We start from the raw sequence: 16,166 nt of genomic DNA on the forward strand, positions 1-16,166 counted from the left end.
GACAGGAGGTATTCTTAGTACCGCTTCGATGGGGTTACAATTTGACCGTTTATGCTATTACTGGAGGTAACTGGATGAGCGCGCCGCGCAGCCTTGAGCGAAACCGTGCGGAGCTGGCAGACTTCCTTCGCAATCGCCGCGAGCGAATTAGCCCAGAGGAAGTTGGCCTGCCGGCCGGCGCACGGCGCCGCACGCCTGGACTACGCCGTGAGGAAGTTGCTGCGCTCGCAGGGGTGGGCTTGTCCTGGTACACCTGGCTGGAGCAGGGCAGGGAGATCGGCGTATCGGCTCAGTTTCTGGAGAATCTGTCCAGAACGCTCAAGCTGGATGCGACCGAGCGTCGCTACCTGTTCCTCCTCGCTCACCAGCGGCTGCCACCGGAGCCTGGCAAAACGTGGTGCGTGGTGCCGCCCTTGGTGCATCGGCTGATGGGAGATCTGCCCCTGCGCCCGGCCTATGTGCTGAACCTGCGGTGGGATGTGCTGGCATGGAATGCACCAGCGGACAAGTTGTTCGGCTTTTCACGCACTCCAGCCGAGCGCCGCAATCTGCTGTGGATGCTATTCACTGTGCCTTCAATGCGCGCACTGTTCGATCCATGGGATGACCAAGCGCTACAAATTCTGTCGAGCTTTCGCCGCGATTTTGTCCGGGCGGCCCAGGACCCGGATATCGGAGCGCTGGTCAAGGACCTGGAGAAGATTGATACGGATTTCAGGACCTGGTGGCGCCAGCAGGATATCCATGGTCCCTGCCAGGGCGTCCGGCATTTGCAGGTCGACGGCGTAGGCCAGGTGGTGTTCGATCACACCTCGCTGACCATCGACGTCGATCGAGACCTGCGGCTTGTCTACTACGCAGCTAAACCAGAGCATCCCCAAAGCACTCGGTTCGAACGATGGCTGGCCGATTCAAAAGAACAGATGGCCGACGACGTTCAAGCCGTCAGTTGATCGTAGGGCTGCGGGATCGCCCCAACTGCCAGGACACCTGGCCGCCCCGCATGACGGCGGCGATCGACTGGCCGAGCCTTGCCTCGATCACCGGCTTCCACGGCACCAGGCTAAAGCCGGAGTCGGTCTCCAGAAGCGCGTAGCGGCCACTGACAAGCTCGACCTGCCGGCGATAGATGCCATTGACGGGCCGCCCATCGAGGGTTGGGTGATGAGGCTTTCCCAACTGACCGGCCAGCCTGCGGCCAACTGTTTCTAACTCCCGCTCACGCAATGTTGAAAGCAGATTTGGCGCGAGCAACACGCGTTGGTCCTCACGCTTGGCCAGACCCTGTTCAATCAAAAAGTCGGCGCGTTTCGCCAGCGCCATCCTCGCCTGGGCGCCAAAACCTCTGTCGGCAAGCGCCGAGCTTCCAGCAATGAGTTGGCCATCAAGCCATGTGGCGCCCAGTGCCCGAATCTGCCGCTCGAGTGATAACCGTGCACGCACCGTGACGTGCATGTCCCCGGCACGCTGCGCATCGTTGCGTTGGCCTTGCTCAACCAGATCACGCGGAATCCGCCAGAGGCCGTTGCCTGATCGTTCAACAATACCGGAGCGACGCAGCGCTTCGAGCCTGCGCTCGTAGGCATCGAGCACGAAGTCCGGGTCTGAAGCGTTACCGGGCTGAGCCAACACCTGGAGCCTGTGGTGCTCCCTTCGATACCAGCCGTCCGGCGCCAGCGAGGCCAATTGTCTGTCCATGTCCCTTGGCACTCGGGGCGAGCGGGCGTCAATGATTGCGCCGAGCGGATAGGCTGAAAGATCAGCGGTGTGGGCAAGCGGCAGGTGATGAGCCTTTCCGTCGGTGCCGTCGACGATAAGGTAACCGCGGTCATGCGACTCGCCTGCGAGGCCCTTGGCGAGCAGCTGACCGACTATGGCTGGGCCAGCGCCGGGCTCGTGGACGCTGAGCTCTCGCTCTGAGCCGGCGAGGGCGCGCTGCATCGTGCGGATGATATCGCCCCGTTCCCCCAATGTGCGCAACGTTCGTTCGGTCGATTGCTCGATGTGCCAGAGTCCAGGCCGTGATTCATGCGCCAGCCCGAGGCGGTTGAGATGCTGCAGGCGTCCAATCAGTTGCTGTCGATGTGGATACCGGTTGAGCTGGCCCAGCGCTATATCGGCGGTTCGGGCTTCTTTCAGGAGGGTGCGGTCAAGGCCAGTTAGCCGCTCAAGGTTCACTTCGCGTAAGTGGCCGAGCTGGATTTCTCGCTCGCTGCGCTGCCCGAGCCATTCGGTTGCCAGTTCGCAGGCGCGCATCCGCATGCCATGCGCGATGTAGTCCCTTGAAATCACCAGATCTCTGCCCGTGTCGTCCACGCCTCTGATGACGACATGCGTGTGGGGGTTATCGGTGTTCCAGTGATCGACGGCAACCCAGTCGAGGCGTGTGCCCAGGTCGGACTCGACGCGCTCCATCAGGTGCCGGGTGTAGCGGCGCAGGTCATCAAGAGACTCGGCATCCTCGGGCGACACGATCAATCGGAATTGATGCCTATCCTGCCGGCTCCGGGTTTCAAAAGCGCCCAGGTGTGCCCGGTCCTCTATCGGTGTGTAGGCTCGTCCTTGTTCACCGGTTCGGCCTACGCCTTCGCGCTCGATATAGCGCAAATGCGTTGCCGTTGAGCGACCGCCAGCCTTACCCAGATTCACAAGACGGGTCTTTACGGTGACACGCCGCCCCCGTGGGCTGCTGGCATTCATCCGGGCGGCGACGTGGCCACGACCTAGGCGAGCGCCAGGCTGATGTCGCCCCTTGCGGCTGGCCGCACCCGACCTGCTCGTCTGCCGGACGATCTGGGTGATAAAGGACTCGCCTCGCTGCCGAGGCGGGCCTACCTGTGGCCGAAACGGGTCGTCGGCTTTCTTGGTGCGTCGATTGGCCATGTTTTTGACTGCTCCCAGATCAGCGTAGTGCAGCGTGCCGACACCGCTGTAATGCCCTGTGCATGCCGCCTCCACGGCTGCAAGGCACCGACGCTGTTATCGGCGTGCTCTCCCATCCCCATGTGCAGACGCGCTCTCGACACCTGCTCGTGCAGGCTCCTTTTATCTTGCCCTCCGCTTTTCCTCCGCCTTGCCGCGTTCTTTCTCGATAAATCGTTCAAAGGATCACAACAAACAGGCGAAACCTGGCATCCCTGAAGGCGCAGCGGGCTTTGACTATTGGCCACCACCATCTAGCGCAACGGAGCTCAATCAAGACGCAGTGGCTCGGCAACACCGAGTACGGAGTCGAGGGTGAGCGGACCGAAATATCGGCTATCGAAGGAGTCCGGGTGATCCGCACTCATCAACCAGATTTCATCGTCGGTAAGTCTCCGGCAGCCGCTCCATCGAGGCAGCGCACGCCCCGAGCGGTCACGCGAATGCCACCTCGCCACAACACGGTCGTCGACCAGCACCTGCGTTGCTCGAATACAGACACGGCTTGGCGAGGTGGCAAACACCTGTTTGATCAGGGGGACGTTCGCAGGCAGGTAGCCGCGTGCGGCGGCGAGGGTGGCGGGACCGGGAGGAAGCCGAACGAGTACCGTATCTTCCCGCCTGACCGACGTCCCTGGCGTGATGCGATACCAGCCTGTGGGCATGCTGGCTGACGCGTTGTAGACGATCTGCGAGCAGGGCGTTCGCAGCATCGCCCAGCCAAGGGCGATCAGGCCGGTTGCGGCAAGTCCAATCACTATCCGGTTGGCCGGTGCCAAAGGTTTGCCGCGAATGCTTGCAGACCAGTACTGCAAGCGCTGGGGAGAGGGCCTCATTGGTCGCCCTCAGGGAAACGGCCGATCAGCAGTTCACGGAGCATTTCGGCAACCGTAATTCCCTGCTTGAACGCGGCGACCTTGATGCGCGCTCGCAGGGCAGGCGTAACGTCAAGGGTCAGCCGCGCACTGTATACCGCCCCCTTGTCCAAGGCTGTCCGCTCGCGCTGTCGTACCCAGGCCTCTGCTTGCGGGTCGGCCAGAGGCCGGCCACCAATGGCAGGTCGTCTGGCGCTCATGTCTCCCACCCCAGCAGCTCGTCGACCAGGCAACTGACTTCCCGCGATGCAGCGCTGTCGGGAGCCAGCTCACACGCCAGTTGCCCGCCTGCGGCGCTGTCTGCGAACACGATTCGTTGGCGAACCTCGGCATGCAATGCAGGTAACGGCTGATCGGCCAGCGCCTGGCGTACCTCGCGGCCGATGATGGTGGTGCTGACCCGCCGATTAATGGCAAACGCGGCGCGAAGCGCGGGCTTGAAGACCTGCGCTTCCTGCAGCAGCGAGACCATTTCGGCGCTGGCCCAGAGGTCGAATGGACTGGGTTGCACCGGGATAAGCACCCGGTCGGCTGCCATCAACGCCGATCTCGCCAGCGCGGCAATCCGAGGTGGCCCATCAATGATTACATGATCGGCCCGCTGGGCCAGTTGCGGGGCCTCTTGGTGAAGCGTCTCGCGTGCAAGCCCTACCGCCCCGAACAGCCTAGGCAGGCCCCGCTGAGCGCGTCGCTGGGTCCAGTCCAGCGCAGAGCCCTGCGGGTCGGCATCAAGCAGGATCACCGTTTTACCGCGCAGCGCAAGCTCACCGGCAATATGGGTGGCCAGGGTCGTCTTGCCCACGCCGCCTTTCTGATTGAGCAGGGCGATGATCATGACGCACCCTCGGTGTGGGCAATGCACGACCTGGCGACCATCCAAAACGAAGCCGTGCACCAATAACAAGTTAGGTTTTTTTTGTTAGTTAAGTTAGGGCGAGCTACAGGCCGCGCCAATGAAGGGCTCAGCGCATATGGATACTCCTGATAGCACGACAGGCATGCGCCTGATAACACGAGGGTTCTTGCGCCCGATAGCACGAGTGATTCCACAGCTTGTTCGCGAGTTATCCCCGTGCCGTGGGCGGCACGGGGTGAAAGGCGAGCAGCTCGGTCGAGGGCGGGAGACGCAAGGTGCTCAACCGGTAGCCAGGCAGGGACTGCCGAGCAACCAGGGCGCGCAGGTCGTAGGCAAAATCCGAATATCGTGCCGTGCTTCCGGACTTGCGATGCAGGTGGCGGAAATCGAACTGCCAGCCGTCCACCTGCCGCCCTCCATGCTTTCGCACCAGGCGGTACAGCCATCTTTCTATACCGCCGGTAAGCCGGAAATACGCAGGATCGATTGTCAGGACAAGTGCCTGGTCGAGCACGCCGGAGTAGAACCAGTCGGGCAAGATCATCTCCAGGCCCAGGGGTCTGCCGTTGGCCGATTCCAACTCCTTCCATTCGTTGATCCAGGAAAAGCGGTGCAACCGGCGTCCGGTTGGTTCTCGTATGGAGGTGGCAACACTTGTACTTTGAAGACGGTCCAGTGCAGCCCTGAGCCGTTGATAGTCGCGCTGGGACGTCCCGCGGCCAATAAATCGCAGAATCTCGTAGGGAGTTGCCTGGATCAATCGGGACGTCGGGATACCTGAATCGCGCGCCTCGACCAATTGGCTGGCTGCCCAGATAAGGATGTCGGCATCCCAGATCGTGGCAATGCCATGATCGAGGGTACCCTCGACCCGAATGGTGACCTTGGCGGTTCGAAAGTCGATTGGGCTGGTGCGGCGGGACTTGGTCAGCGAGAAGAACGGGTGCGCCATCAGGTCCTGCGCATCCCGAGGCGCCATGTCGCCTGGCAGTGCTCGAAACAGCTGCAGTTGTTCTGGCTGCATGGAGCGACACTTCACGCTCACGTTGGATAAAGGACTCAAAGCTCATCGCGTGCCGCTCCCTGATGGTGGGCCAGATATTCCGGGTCAAAGGTGGTTTCAAAGCACCTCGCGTCGGCCCAGGCAAGCAGGTCGGCCTGGGCATACATCACGCGGCGTCCGAATTTGCGAAAACGCGGGCCCCCGCCGATCACGCGCTGCTTTTCCAGCGTTCGCGGCGAGAGCCGCAGGAAGGCTGCCGCTTCGTCGTTGTTCAGGTACTGCGGGGTGTCGCTCGCACTCAGGCAATGCTCTTGAGCGTCGTCGCGATCTAGGTTCCCGGTACCGCCCCGACGTCGGTGCGACGGCGCCACGTGAGAGACGCAAGGTTGGGCGTTGCGATAGAAGTGATGGGACATGGTCTGGCCTCCGGTGGGTGGAGACTTACCCTGATGTGCCCGGGTGCGGTGATCATGCCTGGTTGGGTCTCAACCGAGTCGGCCCCCGCAACTGCCGGAGATTACGGCGGGCTCGGTCAAAGTCATTCCAGGCCTATCGGACGCGGCAGTTCACGCCACTGCTCGGTAGGTACTCCCACCAGTGGCGCCCGTTCCGCAGTAATAACTGCGTGCAAGAGAAAAAATGAAGGTACACAAAAACACAAAGCCACCATTGCGCATTATCCAGTTTCTTTAAATATCCATTGTTTAATTAGTCTCAATATATAAAGCTAATAGAATGCAGCAGGACGGGTACTTAAATATAATCAAAGGGCATTGGGAAACATCGCATCGGGCAGTCGATAAAGACTGACAGCCTTTGACCAAGCTTACGAGAGTAATGATGAGCAAGATTGCAGAATACAAAAGATTGGAAGCACAACTTGCTGAACAACTTGCCGCGCTGGACAAGCTCAAGAGTGATGACAAGTTACAGCAAGAGATGGAGTTTGAAACCAAGCTAAAGGGATTGCTCAAAGAGTACGGATTCAACCTCCAGACTGTGCTGGACATTCTTGATCCGGATTCAGCATCGAAGTCTGCAATACCGGTCAGCCGCAAGTCTCGGGTTCTTAAGAAATACACAAACCCACATACGGGGGAGGTTGTTGAAACCAAAGGTGGGAACCACAAGACCATCAATGCCTGGAAGAGCGAATACGGCGCCGAACAGGTCAAGTCCTGGGCGCAGTAGGAACGCTGGGCCAGGCAAAGATCGAAGGGCTTGCTCGACTTGTGCTGCGGACGAATGCTCCGCTAGGTAGGGTGGGCCGCAACTAACCCGGAGGGCTCTTTTGCCACGCTAAGGCAGCGCATCATCCCGCGATTCTTTACGTGATGTCCCTGCATGCGCCTCAGCAGATCATCGAGTGTGCGTATTGCGTCGAGCACGTGCGGGCCCTTGTTCAGCATGACGCACTCGGCGCGGACTCCCATGGCCGCGTCGGTAATCTCAGCCCGCGAGGGTGCGCCTTTTTTTGCGAGCGTCTCAAGTACCTGAGTGGCCCATATAACAGGTACATGGGCCGCCTCGCATAGGCAAAGAATTTCCTCCTGCACTTCAGCTAGTCGCTCGAAACCGCTCTCAACTGCCAAATCACCTCGCGCGATCATGACGCCGAACCCTTCGAACTGCATGCCGGCAAGCAGCATGGCCGGCAGATTCTCGAAGCCTTTGCGTGTCTCGATCTTCAGCACCACCCCCAGGTCGTCGCGGCCCAGTCTCCGCAGGTGTCCAGCCAAGGCCTGGACATCTTCGACTGTGTTGGCAAATGACAGCTCGACAACATCTGCATGGGCAACAGCGAACTCAAGCGCTCGAAGATCCTCATCTGTCAGAGCCGCAAGTTGCAGGTCTGTCTCCGGCAGGTTTATTCCCTTGGCGCAGCGCAATTTGGCGCGTCCGCTGGCGTGCACAATGTGCTCAATGCCTATTTCAAGCTTTTCGTAGTTGACCGCCTCGATGCGTCCCCCAATTTTGCCGTCATCAAACCAGATCGGCTGCCCAACCCGCGCGTCGCGATACAGTTCAGGTACATCACATACCACGCAGGCCGGTGCGCTGATCTCCCCTTTGTCGTCGTGCTGGGCCTGGTGTCCAATACCATTGCGCTGCAGGACAAGCGACTCACCCACACGCAGCTCAATGAAAGATTCGGACTTCGGCACGGCTGTGATCTTCGTCTGAGCCTGTTTCTTGCCGGCTTCTCGCTTGGTCTCGCGTTTTACTTTGAGCTTCAAGCCAGATGTCAGATACACCGTTTTTTCAAGCTCGGCCCAGCAACCACCCGGGGTGTGCTCAACGACGTTCAAAACGCGCTTGGCGCCGCGCGCATCTCGCAGCTTCAGCGTGTCCCCACTGCGAAGGTTGGCAAGCCACTTGGCTGGTACTTCAATCCAGGGTGACTGCACCGCCGGCATATCGGAGCGCACCTCGGTAGCCTGGGCTGTGAGCCATACCCGGGCCGGCCGTGTAACCCGGCCGCAGCGGTCTCGCTCTGGCTTAATCTTGAGTACCGCAGTGTCATGTGCAATGTCCCCGGTTCGCAGCTTCGGTCCAGCGAGATCCATCATGACCTTGCAATTACGACCGAGCTCATCGGCGCCGCTTCTGACGTGATCGATCATCCGGCTCCAGCTGTCTGCATTCCCGTGAGCGCAGTTGATCCGCGCGCAGTTCATACCCTGGGCGAGGAAATCTCGAACCATGGCTGCATCATTGGCCGCCTGCTCGGGCAGGGTGACCATGATCCTGACCGCACGGTCATCGCCAGTTGGACCGAGCAGTGCCTCGGTATGAAGACGCAAGTGCGCGCGGCCGCTAGCGAGACCTGGAGCAGCAGGCGTATCGTCCGACAGAGCCTCGCCTGTAAGGCTTTGCAGCGCGGCGGTGACGTTTTCGACAGCGCTCAGACAGTACGCTTCGCACCCAGCCAAAGATGACAGCCCCAACTCGGCTAATTGATTTTGCAGCGATCGAATATCACGGCGCCGCAAACAGAGATAGGCGAGCAGATTCTCAGCGCTTTGCCGATAAGAGGGGTGCGGCTTCAGCGTTTCGGGAATCTGCACGCAATTGCCTTGCCGCATCAGCTGGCGCAGCTCATGCAATGACTGCAAAAGCGCAGTGGTACTGGGTTGGATCGAGGCGTGGTTGGACGGTGGTTGATCGTCGACACGAAACATGACTGGCTCCATGAACGCCCTCTTGGCAGGCAGAACACAGACCAGCGCGGAACTTTCGCGGTTTCGCTGACCCGATGGATGGCCGCTTCTACATGATTGTCAATGGTTCAAGGCCAGGCAAGGCACCGATGTTAACGAGGGGCCGCGAGATATCTCCTTCTGCAACCACACCATATTGCAGTCCGGTTCGCTGATCGTACCCGATGCGCTGAAGATCTTCGATTCAACACAACCCCTTGGTGCTGGCAGCCCCCAGAGTGCGGCTCTATGCAGGCCATCCCATTCGCATTAACGGCTTCCCCATCGGTTCGTTCTGCTTGCTACATGCCAACTCGTCAGTTGAGCAGACCAGCAAAACATGCTCGACGATTTGGCTACGCTAGCCTAGGGCTTCGTGACGCAACGGATGCAGAACTACCGTATCAGGACGCTCTACGAGGCACTCGATGCCGAGCTACCCACTGACGCGGGCGTGGAATCGCGGTCGACTGAACTACCTTGCGCCGTTGGTTATCCAGGCGCGGACGGATGGCAAGCGGGTGGGACTGTGTCCTGCGGCATCAATCATTTCAAAGCGCTCAACGATCGCTGTGGTCACACGTGTGGTGATCACGTGCACGTGCAGGCCGCCCGCCAATTGAAAACTGTGCTGCGTACCGATTATGTGCTGATCCGTCTCGGCGTGAAGAGTTTGTAAGGCTAGTGCTGGTTAACCAGGCAGAGGAGCTGCGCATGCGTTGCAGAACGCGTTCGGCTGGCAAATTTCATCCGGTACGGACACCGCACGTACCAGCGGCAGCGTTGGGGTCGCCGTTAGGCGCGACGATGACGATTGACGTTGTGCTCGATCGAGCGGATCAGGCGACCTACCGCGTCAAGGAGCATGGCCGAAATCGCGTCGGGCTAGCTTATCGACACGATCTTCGGCAAAGGCGCGAGGAACATGACGACTGGCAATACGCGTCTAATACCACCGCTATGAACGTCCATGATAGGTTCGGATAGGGGAACCTCGGGTGGAGGACAATGTACTTCGCTCGCAAGCTACTGCCGTACAGCGCCGAAAACGCCTTTTGTCCAGCCCTATTACTGCTTTTTTTTCTAAAAAAATCGTTGACAGAAATTTGTTATGCACATGCCGCAGTGTCTGGATACGAGGCAGCCGACGCTGGAGGCGCACCTTGCCTGCGTTTTCATTAACTTGTTGATTATAAAGAAATTACGTTAACTGACCAAATTCTCGCCGATCTGCTGCAAACCCACGCCTGCCGGGCGATTGGGCAAGTCATCCCGCAACTGTTCACAGCGTTATCCACAGGTTCTGGGGATAACCGTTAAATCCCAGATATCAAGCGCGTTTCAACCGTATGACAGGCTGAATAGGAATTCACATTCGCTGCAGTAACTGCCTGGGAGCGGGTCACTGGCATTGGCTCAGATCGACTTTTGCTACATAACCATTGCCATGTCCCATGATACAGGCGACCCGTTGATTGCGGGCCAGCTCCCAGGGTTCTGGTGGGTAGGTTTTGCTCCAGGCCGCAAAGAGCTGGCGATCCTGCTTGGATAAACGCAGCGAATAACGGTCAGCCATGTAGAAGTAGGTGCGGGCGATCATGCCCCGTACCTTTTGGCGAGGCATAGCCTTGCGCGCCTTGAAGTCTACGACCAAGGGGCAGGCGCCATATTGGGTGGGCTGCTGTGGAAGCCAGGCGAAGCTGTAGTTGCTCCGATCACCATTAACCTCACCGATACTAGGCACCAGGTTGTGAAGGTCCGCTTCAGCTACCCGAAAGGTTGCGTCAGTCTTCGAGCAGTTGGACCGCCCACCGTTTTGCCAGCACTGGCGTTGATGACCGATGACCCAGGCCGGCACGATGTGCTCCCATTCGATGCGAGCAGCGCGCTGGGCGTTCTTGCGCGGAACATAGCCGCAGCTCTGAAGGTCGACCTTGTTTCCCGTAAAGCTGCAACCGCAGTAGAACTCGGGATTGCCGGCATAGAGCTTCCAGGCAATCCTCTTCGCCTCGGCGAAAGTTCGAGGCGCTTCAGCAACGGCACTGACAGAAAATAGCAAAGACAGGAGAGACAGCAGAAGGCAGAGGCGAGGCATTCGCACGTCCTTGGCGCAGAAACTTTGTATGTATAAATATACAGCTTTCTCGGGCGAGGCGCCATGAAGAGAAACGCCATGGACATTTGCATCTCTCCCGGGGCGCTCGAAAACAGTACCGATTTGATTGGAGCACAGCGCCGAAGTTACTGCTGCGGCAAGTCAATTATGCGGAGTACATAAGTGGGGGCCGGAATAGGTGCTTAAAGAACTGTGCAAGAGCGCGCGGCGAAGAATGATCGGTCGGTTTGGAGAGAGCAGACCGGCTGCCTCCATGATATGCACCGCGCGGGGCTTTTCGTATTGCTGCCATCGGCATGGCATCGGTGATCATGGTCGCAGCTGGGACGCACTCGCCTGTAATGATCGATAGCTTTTGTTTAGCGGTCATAACTCCGCAACGTGACCTGCAAGCAGCTCATCTTTCTCCGCGCACTATCTTCCTGCGAGTTCGCCTATGCCCTGCGCAAGCCAACCAGGTTCGGCATGCGTTTACGGATCAGGTCCGCGAACAGTCGGAGTTTCGCAGGATGGCTACGAGCGTGAGGGTAGATGAGGTAGACGGGCAGGGGGGCCGCCTGCCACTGGGGGATAAGCTGTATCAAGCGGCCTTGCTCGATATCGCGCGCAACTACCCAGGCGGAGCTGACGCATGCGCCGAGCCCCTCCAATGCTGCGCCACGCAGCGCATACAGGCTGTCGGTACTCATCCGTGGCTGTATTGAAAACTTATGAACGCGACCGTCCGCCAAACAGTTCAAGACTACCTCGTCGGTATAGTAGGTGCGTAAGGCCAGCCAGGGTAAGCGCTGCAGTTGCTCAGCAGAATTTGGCAGGGCGCCAGGTCCCAAAACCTCCGGAGCTACCACCACTATTCGAGGGATCTCGCCGAGTCTGATGGCGACCACAGAAGGGTCCTCGATGACGCCAACCTGAATCGCACAATCGATGCCCTCGGCCGTGAAATAGGGCCTACGGTCATGCAGCACCCATTCGACACTCACGTTTGGATACTGGCGAAGGTATTCGCCAAGCGGGGCGATCAGCTGGTCCTGCCCGAACGCGTGGGGCACCTGCACGCGAAGCGTTCCGCGGGGATCGTCGCGAGCGCCGAGCAGTTCGGCTTCCATCTCCCCCCAGCTATCTAGGACCTGCCTGGCAAAGGCGTAGCACCGTTCACCGTCGCCGGTAAGCTGCATACTGTGAGTCGAGCGATTGAGCAGCTGCAGACCAAGGGATTGCTCGAGCGCCTTGAGTCGGCGGCTGACGGTGGGCTGGCTTGTGCTCAACTGCGCCGCAGCGGCCGACAGGCTCCCGGCGTCGACAATGCGTATGAAAGTGCGCAGCAAATCGATGCGGTCGAGGCCAGAGGCGAGGGCTTTAGTCATACGTTTCGCGCATAATTGACATGTTTTTAAGGCTACTACAGCGCCGCTCGATACGCGATGAGAATGAGCCTGCCCAACAGTTCATTTGGAATCGCCATGACATCTGCTCATCTATCCACTGCGCTTTATCAGAGCGCGCCTGCTCCCTCGCGCAAACTGATTCTTCTGCTGGCAACCGGTGCCGGACTTAGCGTTGCCACCCTGTATTACAGCCAGCCCATGCTGGGCCTGCTGGGTGCGGATATCCAGGCAGGCGAACAGACTGTCGGAATGGTCCCGATGCTGACGCAGCTCGGCTATGCGCTCGGGATCCTGTTTTTGGCCCCTCTGGGTGATCGCTACGATCGGCGTCGAATCATTCTTACTAAAGCCGTCATGCTGATGCTCGCACTGGTGCTCAGCAGCATCGCCCCCGGCGTCGGTACCTTGCTCGTAGCCAGTCTTGTGATTGGCGTCGCCGCCACCATGGCGCAGGACATTATTCCGGCTGCCGCGACGCTCGCTCCCGAAGCGCAACGAGGCAGAATCGTGGGCACGGTCATGACGGGCTTGCTGCTCGGCATCCTGCTGTCACGGGTCATGAGCGGGCTGATCGCAGATCAGTTCGGATGGCGAACGGTGTATGCGATTGCTGCGGGTTCGATCGCGTTGGTGGGCGTCGCCACCTGGCGAGGTCTGCCGCGTTTCACCCCAACCACAGCGCTGGGTTATGGCGCTCTGCTCGGATCGATGCTCAAGCTGTGGTCGCGGTATCCAGCCCTGCGCCGCGCGGCTGTAGCCCAAGGTCTGCTGTCAGTTGCGTTCAGCGCGTTCTGGTCGACACTCGCGGTTATGCTTCATACGCAGTTCGGTTTGGGCAGTGCGGCGGCCGGTGCGTTTGGCCTTGCTGGCGCCGCTGGCGCATTGGCCGCCCCGTTAGCAGGCAGGCTGGCCGATCAACGTGGCCCCGTGCAGGTGACGCGACTCGGCGCTGCCTTGACTGCTGCATCGTTTGCCGTACTGGGCTTGGCAGGTGCCGTTCCGATGGAGTCACAGCTCGCATTGATAGTAGTTGCCGCCATTGGTTTTGACTTCGGCATTCAAGCAACATTGGTTGCTCATCAGGCGATCGTCTACGGGATTGATCCACCAGCTCGGAGTCGATTGAACGCAGTTCTGTTCACCGGCGTGTTTGTTGGCATGGCCACGGGGGCCGGCTTAGGCAGTCTAGCGCTGGCTCAATGGGGTTGGAGTGGGGTGGTTGTACTCGCGACGCTGGCGTCTCTCGGCGCGCTAGGCATCCTATTGGCGAATCACCCAGATCGGAACTGGCCCTCTGGGCTCTAGCAGTAGCCTTCGTTGGCGGGGCGCTCATGTTGTTGCCGGAGCGCAACCCGGTCGACGCTTTATTGATGAACGCTGAGAAAACCGAGACGTTGATCCTGTTTCGCGGCTTCGCCTGTTGAAGCCCATGGCATCCCTTCTTAGGATCGCGCACCAAACTGGTCCACAAGGAATGTGCCATGCAGTACGTCGGCTTTTGCCGCAGGCGGGCCTCAGGAAAAGAGCACCCGCAACCGCCTGTTAGCTGTACACCCATCGGCAGGGCCGTGTCAGCGCGAATAGGTGCCGCGGTTCTTGCAATGATGCTCAGCGAAGCGAGCGCGCAGGTGCCGGGTGCTGAGGATGAGCTTTTGCGTCAGCGCGAACGCGAGCGGGTTCTTCAGGAGCAACTCGAAGCACGTCCGGATGTGCGTTTGCAGGCGCCTACCATCGATTCGGGCGATCTCCCTTCGGGCGAGGTGCCTTGCTTTCCCATCAACGATATTCGATTGATTGGCGAGGCTTCTCATCAATTTCAGTGGGCGTTGAGCGCAGCAAACCCAGACCACGATCGAGCCGTCGGCCGATGCCTGGGAGCGGGCGGAATCAATCTGGTGATGGGCCGTATTCAGAACGCGGTCATCGAGCGGGGCTACGTCACTACTCGAGTCCTGGCCGAGGCTCAAGATCTCAAAAGCGGAATATTGGTTCTTACCATCCTTCCTGGTCGTATCAACGACATCAGGTTTGCCGAAGGTACAAGCCGGCGCGCCAATGCTTGGAATGCATTGCCAGCGTCGCCGGGTGATCTTCTGAATCTTCGCGATATCGAACAGGCTTTAGAGAACTTCAAGCGTGTGCCGACAGCGGACGCGGACATCCAGATTGCGCCCGCTAGCGCTGTTGACGCCAAGCCGGGTGAGAGCGATGTCGTAATAGCATGGACGCAGAGTTTCCCAGCCCGGGTGAGTTTCTCGTTCGATAACTCGGGCAGCAAAGGAACGGGCAAGTATCAGGGAAATGTTGCGTTGTCTCTGGACAACATCTTTTCCCTCAACGATCTGTTCTATTCAAGCTTCACGCACGACCTAGGCGGCGGTGAATCGGGCGATCGCGGATCCAAAGGCAACACGCTGCATTATTCGTTGCCATTTGGTTACTGGACGTTCGGACTAACGAGCAGCGAGTTCGACTATCACCAGTCTGTAGCAGGTGTAAACCAGTCTTATCTTTATCGGGGTGAGAGCCGCAACAATGAGCTTCGGTTGTCGCGAATGCTTTATCGGGACGCGGTACGCAAGACCAGCGCTTGGAGCAGTTTCTGGAGTCGCTCTTCGGAGAATTTCATCGATGATACGGAGATCGAAATTCAACGGCGTCGTATGGCTGGGTGGGAGGCCGGAGTCAGCCATCGAGAGTATCTGGGTGCCTCTACGCTGGAAGTCAGCGCGGCTTATCGACGCGGAACGGGTGCTCATTCGGCACTTGTCGCACCGGAAGACGAATTCGATGAGGGTACGTCTCGATCCAAGATCATAACGGCCAGTACCCAACTACAAATTCCTTTCGAACTGTACGCGCAACGGCTCCGATACATCGGCAGCTGGCGTGCGCAATGGAATCGAACACCGCTGGTTCCTCAGGACCGCTTTGCGATAGGTGGGCGATATACCGTCCGTGGTTTTGATGGTGAGAGCGTTCTGTCTGCCGATAGGGGCTGGACGATACGCAATGAACTTGGCTTTAGCTTGGGCTCTACAGGTCAGGAACTCTATGCCGCCGCTGATTACGGCCGCGTCGGCGGGCCATCCAGCGAATACCTGATAGGCCAAGATCTTGTCGGCGCGGCAGTCGGCATAAGGGGCGGTTACAAGTGGCTCTACTACGACTGGTCCTGGGGAACACCGCTCAAGAAGCCAGATGGCTTTGAGGCCGCGAAGGTCACCAGTGCCTTTACCGTGTCCGTTTCGTTCTGAGGCCGCTGATCATGCGATTCGACAATTTAGAAATTATGGCGCCTGGGCTCATTGATGAGCCGTGGAGTGAAGCTTCAGCGTTGGGCGCTGCCACATGGCTCTGGATGCATTCGGATGCACACCGTGACGCTCCGCTCCATGCACTTCCCACGGTGCTGCTTCCTGCAATCAAACATCGGCAATTCATTGTCGGTAGCGAGGCGGGAAAGCCCGTTTTTTACATGTCCTGGCTGCGCCTCAATGAAGAGAGCGAGCGACGATATCTGTGCCACTCACCACTTGGGCTTTCCGAGCAAGATTGGAATAGCGGCGATCGCATGTGGTTTGAGGATTGGATAGCACCGTTCGGTCATTCGGCCATCGTTAGACGATTGCTTCAGGGCCAACTGCTGCCGAATCGTTGCGCTCGCTTTCTGCACCACAGGGGCGAGCAGCGAGGCGCGCGCATCAAAACCTTTATTGGAAACAACGTAACGCGCGAACAGGCGGGTGCCTGGTTTGCCGCAAGACTTCCCTCTGTGACGTTCTAAACACTCTTGGGCGGCGTCG

Annotated in this window: 15 protein-coding genes; 6 read left to right on the top strand and 9 right to left on the bottom strand. The window is 59.0% G+C overall.

Annotation, left to right across the window (positions count from 1 at the left end; translation table 11 throughout):
- Positions 1-74: 74 nt before the first annotated feature.
- A complete protein-coding gene (locus EA797_RS21005; protein ID WP_122168839.1) occupies positions 75-953 on the top strand; it encodes a helix-turn-helix transcriptional regulator in 879 nt (292 codons plus the stop codon).
- Here the strand turns inward: EA797_RS21005 and EA797_RS21010 are convergent.
- The 6 genes from EA797_RS21010 to EA797_RS21035 all read right to left on the bottom strand — a co-directional run bounded on the left by EA797_RS21010 (position 946) and on the right by EA797_RS21035 (position 6,072).
- Positions 946-2,883 carry a relaxase/mobilization nuclease and DUF3363 domain-containing protein gene (locus EA797_RS21010; protein ID WP_122168883.1) on the bottom strand — a complete coding sequence of 646 codons (1,938 nt, stop codon included), beginning with the start codon at positions 2,881-2,883 and terminating at the stop codon, positions 946-948. The genes EA797_RS21005 and EA797_RS21010 overlap by 8 nt on opposite strands.
- 308 nt (positions 2,884-3,191) lie before the next feature.
- On the bottom strand, positions 3,192-3,758 hold the full coding sequence (locus EA797_RS21015) for a S26 family signal peptidase (protein WP_122168841.1): 567 nt from the start codon (positions 3,756-3,758) through the stop codon (positions 3,192-3,194).
- Positions 3,755-3,997, bottom strand: coding sequence for a hypothetical protein (locus EA797_RS21020; RefSeq protein WP_122168843.1), 243 nt, complete (start codon positions 3,995-3,997; stop codon positions 3,755-3,757). Before EA797_RS21020 ends, EA797_RS21015 begins: the two co-directional genes overlap by 4 nt.
- Positions 3,994-4,632, bottom strand: a complete 639-nt coding sequence (gene parA, locus EA797_RS21025) for a ParA family partition ATPase (RefSeq protein WP_122168845.1) — start codon at positions 4,630-4,632, stop codon at positions 3,994-3,996. The genes EA797_RS21020 and parA overlap by 4 nt, the downstream gene beginning before the upstream one ends.
- A 229-nt stretch (positions 4,633-4,861) precedes the next feature.
- On the bottom strand, positions 4,862-5,677 hold the full coding sequence (locus tag EA797_RS21030; RefSeq protein ID WP_122168847.1) for a replication initiator protein A: 816 nt from the start codon (positions 5,675-5,677) through the stop codon (positions 4,862-4,864).
- A gap of 35 nt (positions 5,678-5,712) precedes the next feature.
- Entirely contained in the window at positions 5,713-6,072 is a 360-nt protein-coding gene (locus EA797_RS21035) for a helix-turn-helix transcriptional regulator (RefSeq protein WP_122168849.1), read from the bottom strand.
- 424 nt (positions 6,073-6,496) lie between these two features.
- Here EA797_RS21035 and EA797_RS21040 point away from each other — a divergent pair, with 424 nt between their 5' ends.
- Positions 6,497-6,847 (top strand): histone-like nucleoid-structuring protein, MvaT/MvaU family, encoded by a 351-nt coding sequence (locus EA797_RS21040; RefSeq protein WP_122168851.1) that lies wholly within the window; start codon positions 6,497-6,499, stop codon positions 6,845-6,847.
- 62 nt (positions 6,848-6,909) lie between these two features.
- On the opposite strand, the gene EA797_RS21045 is transcribed toward EA797_RS21040, so the two are convergent.
- Positions 6,910-8,838, bottom strand: coding sequence for a pyruvate kinase (locus tag EA797_RS21045; protein WP_167468842.1), 1,929 nt, complete (start codon positions 8,836-8,838; stop codon positions 6,910-6,912).
- Between the two features lie 406 nt (positions 8,839-9,244).
- On the opposite strand from EA797_RS21045, the gene EA797_RS21050 reads away from it, so the two are divergent.
- Positions 9,245-9,535 carry a diguanylate cyclase domain-containing protein gene (locus EA797_RS21050; RefSeq protein ID WP_122168855.1) on the top strand — a complete coding sequence of 97 codons (291 nt, stop codon included), beginning with the start codon at positions 9,245-9,247 and terminating at the stop codon, positions 9,533-9,535.
- Positions 9,536-10,258: 723 nt separating this feature from the next.
- Here the strand turns inward: EA797_RS21050 and EA797_RS21055 are convergent.
- Positions 10,259-10,951, bottom strand: coding sequence for an endonuclease (locus EA797_RS21055; protein WP_122168857.1), 693 nt, complete (start codon positions 10,949-10,951; stop codon positions 10,259-10,261).
- 455 nt (positions 10,952-11,406) lie between these two features.
- Complete coding sequence (locus EA797_RS21060) at positions 11,407-12,339, bottom strand: LysR family transcriptional regulator (protein ID WP_122168859.1); 933 nt, start codon at positions 12,337-12,339, stop codon at positions 11,407-11,409.
- A 96-nt stretch (positions 12,340-12,435) separates the two neighbouring features.
- Between EA797_RS21060 and EA797_RS21065 the strand changes: the two genes are divergently transcribed.
- The 3 genes from EA797_RS21065 (at position 12,436) to EA797_RS21075 (ending at position 16,147) form a co-directional block, all read left to right on the top strand.
- Positions 12,436-13,665: an MFS transporter gene (locus tag EA797_RS21065; protein WP_122168861.1), complete on the top strand. Its 1,230-nt coding sequence runs from the start codon at positions 12,436-12,438 to the stop codon at positions 13,663-13,665.
- Between the two features lie 296 nt (positions 13,666-13,961).
- Positions 13,962-15,617, top strand: a complete 1,656-nt coding sequence (locus EA797_RS21070; protein ID WP_122168863.1) for a ShlB/FhaC/HecB family hemolysin secretion/activation protein — start codon at positions 13,962-13,964, stop codon at positions 15,615-15,617.
- An 11-nt stretch (positions 15,618-15,628) separates the two neighbouring features.
- A complete protein-coding gene (locus EA797_RS21075) occupies positions 15,629-16,147 on the top strand; it encodes a toxin-activating lysine-acyltransferase (RefSeq protein ID WP_122168865.1) in 519 nt (172 codons plus the stop codon).
- Positions 16,148-16,166: the final 19 nt, after the last annotated feature.

The sequence above is a fragment of the Stutzerimonas zhaodongensis genome, assembly GCF_003696365.1.
In the GTDB taxonomy this organism is placed as follows: Bacteria; Pseudomonadota; Gammaproteobacteria; order Pseudomonadales; family Pseudomonadaceae; genus Stutzerimonas; species Stutzerimonas zhaodongensis.